Genomic DNA, 15,052 nt, shown 5'->3' with positions numbered 1-15,052 from the left:
TCACCGCTCTTTGAAACCAGGTTTAAAGCATCTGTTCTCGGAGGACACGATGAACAGATGCTTTGCCGATCCCAAGCCGACGTGCAATCTCGGAAAGTTTCACCCCTTCTGCGTGGAGCATCTTAATCTCCGGGGCTTTAGCTCGTGCAGTTGGCTTGCGCCCCTGATACTTCCCTTCGGCTTTCGCTTTCGCGATGCCCTCGCGCTGCCGCTCCAGCATCATCTCGCGTTCGAACTCGGCAACGCCGCCAAGGACATTGAGCATGAGCTTGCCGGTCGGCGTGTTAGTGTCGATCCCCATGTTGACGATGCGGATGCCGACGCCCTTGGCCTGGAGCGTCCGAATGATCTCCCACATATGTGGGACTGAACGGGCCAAGCGATCGAGCTTCGTCACGACAAGGGTGTCACCTTCGCGGGTGAACTCTAGAGCTTGCTCTAGGGTCATGCGTGGACCGATCGAGCTTGCCTGTTCCTGAAATACCTTCTCGCAACCGAGGATCTTCAACTCCCGTAGCTGCGCCTCCAAGCCAGCCTCCTGGTCTAAGGTACTCGTCCTGGCATAACCCACCAGCATCAACCGCTCCTGTTCCATTGGACTCTAAGAATTGTGGAACGATCTGTTCCAAAAGTCAAAATATATGTCGTTGGAACGCCTGGAGCAGGGAAGTCTCTTGTTCCGTTTGAGCAAGGTCCAATGGAACGTCTTGCTGAATGCCTCCCCCTTCCAAATGGCCTCCTGACATGTCAGCCTAGGAAGCATGACGATCACAGATGATTTTGTTCAGGCATACCTTCGAGAGTTCGACTTCTTCCAAGAAGCTGCGAGGCTTTGCGCTCAACAATGCGAAAAGCTGTTAGAGGCGAACGGAATCCGAGCAATCGTCTCTTACCGAGCTAAGCGTCCTGACCGCCTGCGCGAGAAACTGGAAAAGCGCAACGGAACGACCCCATATTCATCGGTGGATGATTGCCGTAGTGACATTGTTGACCTCGCGGGCGTTCGGGCTGCTGTTTACTTCCCAGCCGATCGAATGACTTTTGACAGGTTGATTGCTGAGAAATTTGATGTGCAGGAGCGTCGGGAGTTCCCAGGGCCCAATCCGCGTGCAGAAAAGCGATTTACCGGCTACCACGCAACTCACTATCGTGTTCGGCTGAAGAGTGAGGATTTAATTGAGCCTCAACGTCGCTACGCTTCAACTATCATCGAAATTCAAGTCGCTTCGGTCCTCATGCATGCATGGTCAGAAGTTGAACATGACCTTGCATACAAGCCTTTAAGCGGAGAACTCTCTTCAGACGAGCATGCTATTCTCGACATGCTCAACGGATTGATCATCTCTGGTGAGATAGCACTGGAACAACTCCAGAAAGCCGTAGAGAAGCGTGTTGCCCAAAGTGGGTCTCGTTTCACGAACCATTATGAGCTTGCTGCTTTTCTCTATGAGGAGACGAAAGAACTCCGCGACGAGTCCAATGCCGAACCGACGATGGGTCGTCTTAACGTACTGCTGCGCCTACTTCGCCGAGCTGATTTGGACACACCCGCCACCGTTCGCCCCTTTGTCGCAGCTCTTGACCATGATACAGAAGCGAGACCTATAGCCGACCAGATAGCAGACAGGATTCTCGCTGCCAGGCCGGATCTCTATCAGAGCTTCTTGGAGATCCAGCAAGAGGTCATAGGCCACGACAGCAGTGTTCGTCGTCCAGCAACTAACGACAGGGCACCACATGACCTGATAGGAGAGTTCCTTAATCAGTGGATTACGTTTGAGCGGTTCTTCCGTATGCTCAACCGTCAAGAAAATGGACGCGCAACCACGGCGGTTACAGAACGAAGCCTTTCCAAAACATTCCCGATGGATACGGTAACCAGTCGGCGCATGTCCTTCTTGAGAAGTCTTCGCAACCGTGTGGTGCACGGAGTCATAATTCCAGATACTGCCACCATGCGCGAGGCAATCAGCGAGTTCTCAGCAGTGTTCGCGGATCTGGAGGCGAGTCCTGATCCTCACATAAAAGCTGCAATGCGGTGGGCTCAATCGGGTGAAGATGACCCGATGGAGAGACAGCGGTAGACACCTCTACAATCAAGAGCGGAAGCATTGGATGCAGGCTGATTCACGAAACGCAGCGTTGGCCAACTATCCATGCAAAATCTGCAAGGAGATGCTGCGCTTTATCACTGGTGAACCGAGCCAGCACTAACATGCAGAGCCCAGGCAGAAGTCGCGAGCTAGATCAACCGGGCGTTCTAAAGTCCGATCCCGTGACTAGTAAGGCCGCCAAGGACGCACCCGGAACCTCTATCGATGCCCACCTCGGGATCAAGCGGCATTGGGTAGCAAAGACTGCCCATCAGCAGTAGGTGCTTGGACAAACGGGGTGTTTGCCCGGTTGCGATCTCCTGCCGGAGGTGAATAGCCCGGCCACCATGCGGTGACAGCGCGATTTCGGGCGACCATCCCGTCATGCGTTATCCCGGCGCGCGCTGCCAAGAATTCCCTGATCAGTGCCTCGCGGTTGTCTGGGGGGCGCTGTCTATCGGCGGACGCCAGTGCGGCTTCCAATTCGTGCACCGTGAGTGAGCCCTGGCGCAAGAGGGATCAACTCGCGCTGATCCTCTCCGAGGTCGGAGAAAGGGTAGTGCGCCCACGCGGGAGGTCTCCTAATGGCACGCCCTAGAAATATGACGAGTGTCGGCTCAGGGCAGGAACTGCGGACGTTCCTGAGGGGCAGGGGATCAGCCGAAAATGACCCTGAGCCGACGTTCAGTCACCCGTGGCAATCTCTTGAAACAGGACGGAGTAGCTGGGAATCAAATCGCGTCTTTTGCCCGTGTCCGTCGAGCGGAGACCGGAATCTCCGGTCTCCGCTCGGTGCCTGGACTTTTCGTGAGTTATCCTCGCTCCTGGCCGGTCAGACGCCGGCGCCGGGCCGACCGGCGAGAAGCTGGAGTTCCCAGGCCAGATTGGTGGCACTGGCGCCGCCATGCTCGAGCATGATCTCTGCCACCTTGCCGGCTGTTTCTTCGCGCGCCCAATCCCGCTGAAGTTCAGCCATGAACACGCCGGCGGTGAGCGGAATGGCACCCGACTGGATCATCCGTTGAATTCCCATCTCGTGGGCCTCCACGCTGGTTCCACCGGAGGCGTCGGTGACGAAATAAACCTCGTAGCCTTCGCCTAGAGCGTGGATGACAGGAAAGGCGAGGCAGATCTCGGTCCACAGGGCCGCAATCACGATCTTCCTGCGGCCCGTGCCCTCCACCCATCTGAGGCAGCTTTCATCCTCCCAGGTGTTAATCGTCGTCCGGTCAATGGGCGTCTGTTCGGGAAAGACATCCTGGAGCGGCTTGATGAGATTCCCACCATGATCCTTGAGAACCGTGGTCAGCAGTGTAGGCACGCCGAACGCCTTGGCGGCCTTTGCGAGCACCACCACGTTGTTGATCATGAGAGCCGCATCGATGTTCTTGACGCCGCTGACTTGGAATGGCTGATGGTCGATCAGCATCAGGGCGCAGTTATCCGGCGTCAGCATGGCGTCGAGGCCGACCCTGACAGGTTTTGACGTGATCATTGGAGTATCCTTTCAGCAGAGAGGTTCGTCGTGAGGGTGATCAGCAGGTAGCAGAAGACGTCATGCGTGCTTGGTCAGATTCTGAGCAACGAGCGGCGCGCCGAACTGCTGGAGCAACCCACCTTCAGCCAGTGCGCCTAATGTGATCGGCGCGAAGCCAAGGCGCTCGATCAGTTCGGCAATGTTAGCATTGGCTGTGGCGTCATCGCCCGAGACGAACAGCACGCGGCGGCCACTATTCTGCGTTGGATCGCTGGCGAGCACGGCTGCTGGCAGGGTGTTGAAGGCCTTGACCACTCGTGCTCCGGGAACCAAGTCGGCTACAATCGCGGTCGAGGGGCGGCCTCCGAGATCTGTGGGTGTGAAGGCTGGGAAATCGATGGCGTTCGTCGCGTCGACGACAATCCGCCCGTTCCACGCCGCCGCGCCGCCGACGGCTTCACCTATGGCCGTGAAGGGGACAGCGAGGATCACCACGTCTGCTTTCAAAGCGTCCGGCAAGATCGTTGGCGTCACATGACGTCCGAACTCTGCAACCAGGCCCTTGAGGGACTCCGGTCCTCGGCTGTTGGCGATCAGTACGTCGATATTGCTGCGGGCGAACTGGCGAGCGAGAGCGCTGCCGATCGCGCCCGAGCCGATGATGGCATAGGTCATGGCACAGAGATCCTTTTTTGCAGGGTTGGAAATAATGCTTGGTTTGGCGGTCTGAGTGCGGCGCCGCTGGAGTCACTTCAGCCGGAACGGCGGGGTGTCTGGCAAGGGGATGAACTCGGTCTCGCCCGGAACACCGGGAAATTGGCGGTCGCGCCAGTCCTGCGCAGCCTGCTCGATGCGCTCGCGGCGGCTCGACACGAAGTTCCAGCAGATGTAGCGCTTCTCGGGCAGCGGCTCACCACCTAGCAGCATCAGGCGGGTCGCGCCGACAGCCCGCAGCACGATCTCCGCACCAGGCTTGAACACAACCAGCCGGTCCTTGCCGAAGCTGCCGGTCTGCCCGGCGACCTCGATTTCTCCGCTGATGATGTATACCGCCCGTTCGACATGCTCCGCATCGATGCGCAGGCGCGCTCCATCGATCAAGGATACATCGGCATTGAACAAGTCGGAGTAGGTGCGCGTCGGGGCGGTACGTCCATGCAAGGAGCCGGCGATCACTCTGAGGTTTATGCCTTCTCCCTCCATTAGGGGAAGTTCGCCGGCGTCGACGTGCTGGAAGCCGGGTGCCGTCTCCTCCTGATCTGCGGGCAAGGCCACCCAGCTCTGGAAGCCGAAAACCGTCCCTCCGCTGGCCCGTGTCGTGTCGCTGCTCCGCTCCGAGTGCACGATGCCGCGACCAGCCGTCATGACGTTGACCTCGCCGGGACGGATGGGTTGCACATAGCCCTCGCTATCGCGGTGCATAATCTCACCATCGATGAGGTAGGTCAGGGTCGCGAGCCCGATGTGCGGGTGAGGACGCGTGTCGAGTCCTTCACCCGCCTGAAAGGCGACAGGGCCGAAGCTGTCGAGAAAGATGAACGGTCCGACCATGCGGCGATGCATGGAGGGCAAGGCGCGGCGCACCTGAAAGCCATCGCCGAGATCGCGGACAGCCGGCAGAATGATCTGCTCGACTTCGGTCGCATAGGACTGAACAGTCATGGCATTGTCCTTTCCACCAGTGGTGCGCTGTGTCAGGACATTGAAGGCGATTTCCTGTGTCCGGAAAACTCGCATAATATGAACCGTAACGTTCGAGGAAATCGATATGCCGTCCGGTCCAGGGATCCCGACGCTTGATCAGCTGCGGGTCTTTCTCACGATTGTGGATGTCGGCAGTTTTGCCGGCGCGGCCCGCAGGCTGGGCCGGGCGACCTCTGTCATCAGCTACTCGATTGCCAACCTGGAGGCGCAGCTGGGGGTGTCGCTCTTCGACCGGGAGTCTACCCGCAAGCCTCAGCTGACCGAAGCCGGCCGGATGGTGTTGGCAGAAGCGCGGACTGTCTCCAACGGTGTCGATGGGCTGCGTGCCAAGGTCAAAGGGCTGTTACAGGGACTGGAGGCGGAAATCCATCTCGTGCTCGACGTGATGCTCCCGGCCTGGCGGGTGGTCGATGCTCTCAAGGAGTTCCGGGCCGAGTTTCCAACCGTACATTTGCGGTTGAATGTCGAGGCGCTCGGCGCGGTGACCCAGATGGTTCTCAACCGTTCTGCCTCGATCGGGGTGGGCTGGCCGCTCGATGCGGAGATCGCCGGGATCGAGCGGATTGGCGTCGGCAGCGTCGAGTTGGTGCCTGTGGCCGCGCCCAATCATCCGCTGGCCCGTGCAGGCCAGAATGCGCCAGGTGCAGGACGCGATCAAATTCAGCTTGTGCTGACCGACCGCTCGCCCTTCACACAGGGCCAGGATATGGCCGTTGTGGCAACACAGACGTGGCGGCTAGCGGATCTTGGCTCCAAGCACATGCTGCTGAGGGAGGGCATCGGCTGGGGCAACATGCCCGAACCCATGGTGCGCGAGGACTTGGCTGCCGGCCGGCTCGTCCGCCTCGACATGCCCGACTGCCGCGGAGGATCCTACCGGCTGCAGGCGATCTATCGAACCGATACGCCGCCTGGCCCTGCCGGGTCATGGCTGATCAAGCGCTTTCAGGAGCAAGCCGAGAGCCCGACGGCAAGGGCTGATGAAAATGCTGCCCGCTTCCTTGCGGGCAGCAGACCGCAAACAATAAAGGCCGCGGAGTGAACGCGGCCTTTCGGTGGGATGTCCATTGATTATAAGGCAAGCCATCAGCGGCGGGCATCCAGGCTGAAGCGGCCTGCTCCAAAGGCCACGACCTGAAGCAATCCGCCGACCATTGCGAGATTCTTGAAGAAGTGGATGAACTGGTTCTGATCCGCGAGATTGGCGTGGAATGCGAGCGCTGTTGCGAGAGTGAAAGCCGCAAGCCCCGCGGCAACCAGCCGTGTGCGATAGCCGGCGATCAGTGCAAGGCCGCCCAGGACCTCAACGATGACCGCGAGGACGAACCCGAACGACGCCAGCGGCAGGCCTGCGGATTCGATATACCCGATCGTGGCTGCCGGAGCCGCGAGCTTCGACGCGCCCGAGATGACAAAGATGGCGCTCAGGAGCGCCCGGCCAGCGAGAGGAACTGCATCAGCAAGGGCGGATGCAGAACGGCCCTGGGTGGGGGTGTGAGAGAGAGCTGCTGAGTGAGACATGGCAAGGTTTCCTTCTGAAAAGGCGCTGTTTAGGAAGAGCACCTTAGACAGACAGAGAAATGCCATCTCCCAGCATGACGGAAAAGCCGAATAAAATGAATTGATAGGTTCGAAAAATTAGAAAAGAGCGGTCGTTTCCGGCGGATTTCATTGCAAAGTCGCCGGCAGCACCCAATGCCCCTATCTCATTGAGGTGAAAGCAAGCCATGTGGTCCAGATCCCGCGGTCGGACATTGTCGAAGGTGATCGTGCAGGCTGTGGAGGGAGCAAGATATATGTCTTACTGCTGTTGGCGATAATTTGGACACTCAGTCCACCAGCCCATTATGACGAAATATGCCCGGGCAAGAAGCACCAGGCATAGTCTATTCCGCGCTCCAGGAGCCCCAATCAAACCCCGCGCAAGGCGATGATCCGGGAGCCGGCGGCCGCCTGTCGCTGACGCGCGAGCGGCGCATACGCGGGAGAGGCAAACAAGTCGCGGATCGCGTCCATGTTCGGGAACTCGATAATCAACATATTGGTGGCCTGCCAGCCCTCGAGTTCGAGTGGGGCCTCATCAAGCGCAATGAGCCGGCCGCCGGCTTCCGCAACGAGTGGCAAAGCCTTGGAGCGATAATCAGCGATGGATGTCGGATCGTTGATATCAAGGTCGACGACAAGATAGGCTGACATGGATGGCCTCGTTCGTGAGTCTGAGGGTTGCAAAACAGAGGGTCGTCCGATGATAGCGGCGCGGCCTATGGCAGATGCCGCCACTTCACCATCCGATCTCTGAGGTCGAGAGTGCCGCCGTCGATGGTGAAACTCCCGTCGCCGCGGTGATGGAGAGTCCGTGTTTCCTCACGCGTTTCGTCAATCCAAATCCGCTTCACCGCCAGGATGAAGAGATTGTACGTGTCGACAACGGTCGTATCGGCGACAATACATTCAATATTCGCAAGGCACTCGGCAATGAGCGGCGCCGATACCGTTTTCGCCGGACGGGCCGTCAATCCGAACCGCTGAAACTTGTCAACGCTGTCGCCGGAGCAGTTGCCGATATCGACGACCGTTTCGGCCAAATCGAGAGCCGGGATCGCAATCACACATTCACCCGTTTCGCTCAGAGCTTGGTAGCTGTGATCCCAAGGGCCGATCACGCAGCCAATGAGTGGCGGCGCATGCTGGATCATCATGTGGAAGCCCATGGTCATCACGTTGGGCTTGCCGTCGTAGCTGGTTGTGACCAGGACGATCGGGCCGGGCTCCAGCAGACGATAGGCTTGAGAAGCCGCAATCTCTTTCATTTGCTGTCCTTCCTGAATGGCCTCCCCGCTCTCGCGGGGAGGCCAGATGTTGCCGGGTTCGATCACCACCCCTGTTCAACAGGCAGAACGAAGAGCTCTGCCACGTTGACGTGGGCGGGCGCCTGAGCAGCGAAGACGATGGTGTCGCCGATGTCCTCGCCTTGCAGGAAGGTCATCTGCGTGGCGAGATCGTCCATCTGCTGCCGATAGCCGGGGTCTGTGATGTGGTCGTACAGTTCTGTCGCGACGGCGCCCGGCTGGATGCAGGTCACGCGGATGTTGTGCTTCTGGCCGACTTCCATGCGAAGGCCGTCGGAGAAGGCGGCGACCGCGTGCTTCGTCGCGCAGTAAACCGACAAACCCTTGAAGACCTTGCGGCCGGCAATCGACGACATGTTGAAGATATGGCCGGAATGCTGCTTGATCATCTGCGGCAGGACCGCAGCGGTGGTGTTCAGCAGGCCCTTGATGTTGACGTCGACCATCCGGTGCCATTCGTCGGTCTTGAGCTGGTCGATGTCGGAGAGCGGCATAAGTCCTGCATTGTTGACAACGATGTCGATCGAGCCAAATGCGCCAATAAGCTTCTCCACGCCCGCTTCGACAGATGCCGGATCGACCACGTCCATTTCGATCACGAGCGCTTCGCCACCGTTTGCGGTGATTTCACTCCTGATCCTTTCGAGCTTCTCGGTTCGACGGGCGGCGATGCCGACCTTTGCACCCGCGGCTGCAAGCTTGAGGGCAGTTGCGGCACCGATACCGCTTGAAGCACCCGTGACCAGTGCAACCTTGCCAGTGATGTTCGTCATGTATGATCTCCTTCATTGGGAGGAACACCGTCGTTGAAGACCGATCAGTGTTCCCGCTTCACGAAGGGGAATTTAGCGAGCGGAGTCGGGCCTCTCTCTCGGCGGCTTGCTCAGCCTGTCGCGATTTTGCGCGAAAGTCAGATCCGCCGCGGGGAAGGCGGGATCAGGAGCGGCGGTAGTCGCTGGGAGTTAGGCCGGTCCCTCGCCGGAAAACCTGAGCAAAGTGGCTTGGACTCGAGTAGCCGACAGACATGCCGACCTCGATGATGCTCATCTCCGTCTCCAGAAGAAGCTGTTGGGCTTTTGCCAGGCGCCTCTTGATGAAGAACTGTGACGGGGAAAGCCCAGTTGCTTTTTTGAAGAGCCGGCTGAAGTGGAACTCGCTCATCCCGACCTCCTGTGCGAGGCGGCTCAGGCTAAACTCCTCGTGAAGCCCGGACTCCATACAGCGGATTGCCCGTCGTAGCTTGAAGCCGGGAAGAGCATTGCTCGCCGTGCGGTCCTGAAGGTCGTCCGCATAGGTTCGGACAAGATGCACGGCGAGGCTTTGGGCAAGGCCCTGGACAAAGAGGGGGCTTTGATCACCGCCTCGCAGCAATTCCTGGTGCACGAGGGCCAGAATTTGAGACAGAGTTTCATCTCGGCCGCCGGAGACGTCCCGCAGTCTCGGAGCGGGGCCGGCCTTGCCCAGCATCTCAGCCGCTACCCGTTCGAAGAGCGGAAGGGCAAGGTAGAGGTGCATGACCTGAAATGGCGTGTCGCCGTACGCTTCCCACCGCATCTCATAGGGGCTGGGTGTGCGTGTGAGGAAGAAGTCGCCGACGCTGACACGGCTCGAAAGCCATTCGCCTCCCGGATCCCGCTCGTCCACCCTCGCTTCACCGGACATCACCCATACGATGAGAGGTTCGGCCACGGCGGGAACTAAGAACGGCTGCTCCACCTGCTTGTGGGAGAATACCTCGACAAACAAGTCGCGCCAGGCTGGGCCGTCGCCGCTCGCGATTACCCGCCCGCCGATATATTGTCCGTGTGCGCTCGCCGAGGTCCGTTCCGGCGTTGCGCTATCGCTGTCCGACGTCGGCACTGACACGTCCCTGGTTCCTGCGTTTGGTCTACTCGCCGACGGCCGGCCGTCGAGTGTTCCCGAAGCTATACACCTGCGGGGTGATTGCCGCGACGGACAAGGCTCTTGTAAACGGCTGATGGGCCAAATGTGGGCTGCTGAGCAAGGGGTTCTTCCTTGACACTGAACGTCCCTCAGAGCTGCCGTCGCCGTTGTTGGCAATAGTTTACAAGCACCCGCAGCTTGAGCGGCAGATTTCGGCGGTCTGGATACTAGAGATAGAAGCCGGGGAAGGGCGGGCAAAACTCACTCAGGAGCGGTACGAGCTCGCCCCGGTCGATGTACGAGCGGAAGCTCTCCTCCATTCCAAAGGTGAGGCCAGCGCCTGCGCAGGCCAGGCGGATCATGACGTGCATGTCATTGGTGGTGACCCGAGGGTCCACTGCTACATCGAAATCCCGCCCATTGTCGGTGAACTCCCACCGGTACGGCGCGACCTGCGGCTGCGGACGCCATCCGATGCAGTGATGCGCTGGCAGATCTCGCGGATGAGCAGGCGCGCCATAGCGCGCCAGATAGGCAGGCGCGCCGACGACCATCTGCCGTTGCTCGGCTGAGACGGGAATGGCGATCATGTCCTGTTCGATGACCTCACCGAGGCGGACGCCTGCGTCGAACCCCTCAGCGACAATGTCGAACTCGTCATCGCTGATGGTGATATCGAGACGAATATCAGGATAGGCGAGCAGAAAGTCAGCGAGCAACGAGCCGCTCAGGAACCTTTCGGCAATAGAGGAAACCGTCAGACGAAGCCTGCCCGTGGGGTGCTCGCGCATTTCGCCCACGGCTTCGATGGCAGTGTTCATATCATCCAGCGCTGGACGCACCGCCTGGTAAAGGCGTTCACCAGCCTCGCTCAGATTAACGCTGCGGGTTGTCCGCTGGACCAGAGCAACCCCCATCCGCTCCTCGAGACGCCGGATGGCTTGACTGACGGCTGAGCGCGTCACGCCCAGCCGCTCACTCGCGGCCCGGAAGCTGCGCGCCTCAGCAACGGTCACGAAGACAGCGATTCCAGACAGATCCGTGCTCATTGGTGACAATAACTTACCAACCTATTCAGGATTGGCAAGGCGAACTATCCAAAGGAGCGGGTTATTTAATGCCCATGAGCCGTAGATCACCGCTTCAGGTGCAGAGATCTGGCGGCCCGATGAGGTGAAAGGAAGAGCTATGTCGGAGAAGAAGATTGTTCTCATCACGGGAGCCTCCAGCGGGATCGGCGAGGCCACCGCTCGGGAGCTTTCCAAAGCGGGACACATCGTGGTGGTTGGCGCCCGGCGAACCGACCGTCTCGAGAGCCTTGTGAAGGAAATCGAGGCGTCCGGCGGCATCGCACGAGCGCACCGCCTCGATGTGACCTCGCGCAGCGATTTTGCCCAGGTGGTGTCCGCGACGTTGGACGAGTTCGGCCGGATCGACGTGATCGTCAACAATGCCGGCGTTATGCCGCTGTCCCCGCTGAACGCCCTCAAGGTCGACGAGTGGGACCAGATGGTGGATGTGAACATCAAGGGTGTTCTGAACGGCATCGCGGCCGTGCTGCCTCACATGGAAACCACAGGCTCAGGTCATGTGATCAACATCGCATCCGTCGGAGCACATCGGGTCTCCCCGACCGCCGCAGTCTACTGCGCCACCAAGTATGCTGTCTGGGCGATCTCTGATGGTCTGCGCGAAGAGACGGACCGACTGCGAGTAACGGTGATCTCGCCGGGCGTTGTCACGAGCGAACTGGCGGATACGATCTCGGATGACACGGCACGCGAGGCTATGAAGCAGTTTCGCAGGACCGCCATTGAGCCGGATGCGATTGGTCGAGCGGTTCGCTATGCGATCGAGCAACCCTCTGATGTGGACGTGAGCGAGATCATCGTGCGTCCGACCGCAAGCCCGCACTGACGAAAGGAGCCTTCGATGCCACACATTGAACTCGCTCTCGTCCTTGCAGTCGCAATAGCTGCCGCACCAGGGACGCTCGGGCAACCTGCGAAAGCAGATCAACCCCGATCCAAGGATGCAACAGACATGACAACTCACCCTTATCCCGGCATGTGGGTCACCAAGGATGGCCACATTCGCCAGGAGCTTCACCCGAACGGCCGTTATGATGAGGCGCGGGACTCCCGCAAGAGCGCTTATCAGGGGCGCTACGAAGTCCGCGGCAACAAAATCGACTACTGGGACGATACGGGATTTACAGCCGACGGTGAGTTCATCGACGATGTACTCCACCACGGTGGAATGCTGTTCTATAGAGACGGACAGGTGAAGCCGCGTCCCTAACGTTTTCTGTGATCCCTGTCACGGCAATATGCGTGGCAGGGATTCAATGTCCGCTCATGGCACTTCTCGGACCAAATCCTTAGGTCAGCTTTCGACAGGAGACGAGACACTGAGACTTGGCTTCCACCAGCGTGCCGATCCCTCCGCGCAACTCGGTCAATTTGGTCTTCTAAGCCCCAGCAGTTTATCGTGATCCCTGACTACCGGCATGATGACTTGGTTGGCTCGGAAGTGGAGGAAGACATGCTTCAATCATCGCTTCCACGGCTGCGATTGCACTCCGATTGGTCTGATGCCTCTGCTCGGGGGTAATTTTTTCCGGCTGCGGTTCTGGCTCGAGTTGGCGCGGCTTTCCGTAGCCGCGATCAAGGATTGCGTTGGCCGCAGAGACGCGTGCTGCCTCACTATGCCCATGCTGGGCGATTTCAACCAGCACATTAAGTGCTGCTTCAGTGTGTGATCGGGCGAGTTCTTCAAGGGTCAGCTTATGGGCAACGGTTGCCTTGTTCCTTCGGCCTTGCGGACGGCCTGCTCCAGACCGCTTCCCACCACGCTGTGCCATTTGATTTCCTTTTGATTTCTGAGGCTGTCGCTTGGACGCAGACCAGGTTCGTTTGATTAGGAGGCAGGATCCATCCAAATCTAGGACGAGCTTTGAATGTTCCGCTTTCGTTCGCTTTCCCCCGCCTGTCCCACGTGTCCCAGCCCCTCCCATCCAAGCCTCTGTCCCGCTGTCCCACATGCAAGAGAGCGGGACAGCGGGACACGATGGTTCTGCTAATGCCGAAGTCGTCCTTCTTCTCGCAGTTTCATCTGCATGCGGTTTACCCTCGATCTGCTGAGACCGGTTTGTGCAGCGATGTCCCTCACGGACATTCCCGCCTGGGAGAGCTCTTCCACCTGGACGAGCTCGTGATCTTGTAACGTCTTACAAGTCCAATGAGCTTGACCATCAATCACCTCAAGCTTGGCTTCGAACGGTAGGGCGTCGTCGCCAAAGACACCCCGAGCTTTGGTGAGGTGAACCTCGAAGCGGGCGCCCTCCTCGGGATCGTAGTCCTCCGGACGCTTGAGCTGGATGACCGTGTCCAGGACATCCTCGCGCTTGGAGGTGCCACGAGCATTCTCGCCGCGGCCAGCATGGTGGATGAGCAGAACGCTGATCCCCTGGCGTCTCAGTTGCAGGAGCCAAGCCTGCATGGCATCCCAGGAGTCCGCATCGTTTTCACGGCCGCCACTGACCAGGGTCGAAATGTTGTCGATCACGACAAGCTCGACACCGATCAGGTGGGGCTCCAAAGCAGCTTGGTGCTCTGGCTTTGCCAGATTGAGAGACAACCCCAAAGACTGCCTGTCCATCGACAGAAGCCGGAAGTAGTCCTCTGTTGGAGGCTGATGCGGACTTGCGGCAATAATCTGCCGAGCGCGCTCCTGAAGAGCCTGCGCGGGCATCTCTCCATCAAGATACAAGACTCGGCGCGGCTTGTGTGCTTGCCATCGGAGAAACGCGCCGCCACAGCTCACGGCATAGCTCAGCCCCAAGGCCACGTGGGTTTTACCGATTCCGCGCGCCGCATAGAGCATGGCCAGTCCCTGCACTGGGATGATAGGGGCGATGATCTGCTGCCGCTCGGGAAGTTTCAGTCGAACAAGTTCGCCCAAGGTGATCGTCTCAAAGTTCGGTACTCCAGGGGTAAGGTCTTGGTCTGATGATCCCGTATCAGGGCGCAGGTGTTCAATGGTGTATGGAGAGTGCACCATCAGATCCCTCCCGCCATCAGAACATCGTTCAGGTCGGTACCGGCCGTCGAAGGTGTTGTCAGGAACACCTCGGCTCCGGACGCCTGCCAACGCCGCCCGGTGGAACGAGCCACCCTCAACCCAGTCTCATCATGGTCAACCGCAATCCAAAGGCACTCGATACCCGCAAGAACCGGGAAGTGCTCAATCCCGCCTGCTGAGATCAGTGACCAGATCGGGGAGGGGCCATATTCCGGTATTCGACAAAGGCTCAATGCACTCTCAAGGCCTTCGCCGACCCCGAGGCATGTTGTGACATCCTCATCGGGCGTGAACTTGATGGCGCCCCCTGCCACAGGCCCGAGGCTGAGGCGGTTAAGACCTCTGATCTCCGCCTTCTCTCCTTTGTGAGTGAGAGCCGTGCGATGAACCGCCTTTGCCTCGTTCGTTATGATATCGCGAACAAGGCACACCATGGCAGGGACATGCGTTCCTGCGAAGGGGCAACGTGGATGATAGCGGACTGTTCTAGCCGCAGCTTCAGGAGGAAGTTTAAGTTCCCGTTTAGATAGGTACAGTTCTACCGGCGTATCGAAGGGATCGCAGGCTTCTTGCCAAATCGAAAGGGCGGCGTGTGTGCGTATTGAGCCTGTGGGATCTGAAGCAAAGCATTCCGATTTATTGACGGAGGGATGGCTCGTAGAGCCATTCAGAACATCCCGAATTCGATCTCTTTCAGCTAACGGATCCCCAGCGCCAAAGCAGGTTACCCAAAAGCCATCTGGCATACGGTGGTCGAACAGAACGCTAACTGACCGATCCGCAAGAGAATGTCCTATTCCAGGTAGGTGAGCTTGGTTGTGGGATGCTCTGCCGCCCAGAGCGCGAGCAAGCATATGAGCATTCATTAATTGCTGCTCTTTGGCTTGCATTGCTTCTCTCCCTGCTTAATGGCGGGAGTCGAGGTGTTGCTAGGATTTAGGCTTGGTTCACTGGTGAGAACT

At 58.9% G+C, this 15,052-nt stretch carries 15 protein-coding genes and 1 pseudogene; 4 read left to right on the top strand and 12 right to left on the bottom strand.

Annotation, left to right across the window (positions count from 1 at the left end):
* Nucleotides 1-22 precede the first annotated feature (22 nt).
* On the bottom strand, nucleotides 23-577 hold the full coding sequence (locus tag HPT29_RS20590; RefSeq protein ID WP_173947231.1) for a recombinase family protein: 555 nt from the start codon (nucleotides 575-577) through the stop codon (nucleotides 23-25).
* A 184-nt stretch (nucleotides 578-761) separates the two neighbouring features.
* On the opposite strand from HPT29_RS20590, the gene HPT29_RS20585 reads away from it, so the two are divergent.
* On the top strand, nucleotides 762-2,084 hold the full coding sequence (locus HPT29_RS20585; protein ID WP_173947230.1) for a GTP pyrophosphokinase: 1,323 nt from the start codon (nucleotides 762-764) through the stop codon (nucleotides 2,082-2,084).
* A gap of 841 nt (nucleotides 2,085-2,925) precedes the next feature.
* On the opposite strand, the gene HPT29_RS20580 is transcribed toward HPT29_RS20585, so the two are convergent.
* From HPT29_RS20580 to HPT29_RS20570, 3 genes are all read right to left on the bottom strand, one after another.
* The gene (locus tag HPT29_RS20580; protein ID WP_173947229.1) at nucleotides 2,926-3,588 is read right to left on the bottom strand and encodes a hydrolase; all 663 of its coding nucleotides are present in this window, start codon (nucleotides 3,586-3,588) and stop codon (nucleotides 2,926-2,928) included.
* 60 nt (nucleotides 3,589-3,648) lie between these two features.
* A complete protein-coding gene (locus tag HPT29_RS20575; protein WP_173947228.1) occupies nucleotides 3,649-4,245 on the bottom strand; it encodes an NADPH-dependent F420 reductase in 597 nt (198 codons plus the stop codon).
* A 72-nt stretch (nucleotides 4,246-4,317) separates the two neighbouring features.
* On the bottom strand, nucleotides 4,318-5,232 hold the full coding sequence (locus HPT29_RS20570; protein ID WP_173947240.1) for a pirin family protein: 915 nt from the start codon (nucleotides 5,230-5,232) through the stop codon (nucleotides 4,318-4,320).
* A 106-nt stretch (nucleotides 5,233-5,338) separates the two neighbouring features.
* Between HPT29_RS20570 and HPT29_RS20565 the strand changes: the two genes are divergently transcribed.
* Nucleotides 5,339-6,316: a LysR family transcriptional regulator gene (locus HPT29_RS20565; protein WP_173947227.1), complete on the top strand. Its 978-nt coding sequence runs from the start codon at nucleotides 5,339-5,341 to the stop codon at nucleotides 6,314-6,316.
* Nucleotides 6,317-6,360: 44 nt separating this feature from the next.
* Here the strand turns inward: HPT29_RS20565 and HPT29_RS20560 are convergent, their stop codons facing one another.
* The 6 genes and pseudogenes from HPT29_RS20560 to HPT29_RS20535 form a co-directional block, all read right to left on the bottom strand.
* Nucleotides 6,361-6,795: a DoxX family protein gene (locus HPT29_RS20560; RefSeq protein ID WP_173947226.1), complete on the bottom strand. Its 435-nt coding sequence runs from the start codon at nucleotides 6,793-6,795 to the stop codon at nucleotides 6,361-6,363.
* A 390-nt stretch (nucleotides 6,796-7,185) separates the two neighbouring features.
* Entirely contained in the window at nucleotides 7,186-7,470 is a 285-nt protein-coding gene (locus tag HPT29_RS20555; RefSeq protein WP_173947225.1) for a DUF1330 domain-containing protein, read from the bottom strand.
* 65 nt (nucleotides 7,471-7,535) lie between these two features.
* Complete coding sequence (locus tag HPT29_RS20550; protein WP_173947239.1) at nucleotides 7,536-8,084, bottom strand: flavin reductase family protein; 549 nt, start codon at nucleotides 8,082-8,084, stop codon at nucleotides 7,536-7,538.
* 62 nt (nucleotides 8,085-8,146) lie between these two features.
* Nucleotides 8,147-8,896, bottom strand: a complete 750-nt coding sequence (locus HPT29_RS20545; protein WP_173947224.1) for an SDR family oxidoreductase — start codon at nucleotides 8,894-8,896, stop codon at nucleotides 8,147-8,149.
* 163 nt (nucleotides 8,897-9,059) lie between these two features.
* Complete coding sequence (locus tag HPT29_RS20540) at nucleotides 9,060-9,989, bottom strand: helix-turn-helix domain-containing protein (protein WP_173947223.1); 930 nt, start codon at nucleotides 9,987-9,989, stop codon at nucleotides 9,060-9,062.
* Nucleotides 9,990-10,156: 167 nt separating this feature from the next.
* Nucleotides 10,157-11,056 (bottom strand): annotated as a pseudogene (locus HPT29_RS20535) (LysR family transcriptional regulator).
* Between the two features lie 139 nt (nucleotides 11,057-11,195).
* Between HPT29_RS20535 and HPT29_RS20530 the strand changes: the two are divergent.
* Together HPT29_RS20530 and HPT29_RS20525 are read left to right on the top strand one after the other, a co-directional pair.
* Complete coding sequence (locus tag HPT29_RS20530; RefSeq protein WP_173947222.1) at nucleotides 11,196-11,924, top strand: SDR family oxidoreductase; 729 nt, start codon at nucleotides 11,196-11,198, stop codon at nucleotides 11,922-11,924.
* Between the two features lie 15 nt (nucleotides 11,925-11,939).
* Nucleotides 11,940-12,308 carry an Atu4866 domain-containing protein gene (locus HPT29_RS20525; RefSeq protein WP_173947221.1) on the top strand — a complete coding sequence of 123 codons (369 nt, stop codon included), beginning with the start codon at nucleotides 11,940-11,942 and terminating at the stop codon, nucleotides 12,306-12,308.
* A gap of 777 nt (nucleotides 12,309-13,085) precedes the next feature.
* Here HPT29_RS20525 and HPT29_RS20520 read toward each other — a convergent pair.
* Together HPT29_RS20520 and HPT29_RS20515 are read right to left on the bottom strand one after the other, a co-directional pair.
* Nucleotides 13,086-14,069 (bottom strand): AAA family ATPase, encoded by a 984-nt coding sequence (locus HPT29_RS20520; RefSeq protein WP_173947220.1) that lies wholly within the window; start codon nucleotides 14,067-14,069, stop codon nucleotides 13,086-13,088.
* Nucleotides 14,069-14,980: a DUF7146 domain-containing protein gene (locus tag HPT29_RS20515; protein WP_173947219.1), complete on the bottom strand. Its 912-nt coding sequence runs from the start codon at nucleotides 14,978-14,980 to the stop codon at nucleotides 14,069-14,071. The genes HPT29_RS20520 and HPT29_RS20515 overlap by 1 nt, the downstream gene beginning before the upstream one ends.
* Between the last annotated feature and the right edge of the window lie 72 nt (nucleotides 14,981-15,052).

The sequence above is a fragment of the Microvirga terrae genome (assembly GCF_013307435.2).
Taxonomy (GTDB): Bacteria; Pseudomonadota; Alphaproteobacteria; order Rhizobiales; family Beijerinckiaceae; genus Microvirga; species Microvirga terrae.
This window is presented reverse-complemented; position numbering and strand designations above follow the sequence as displayed.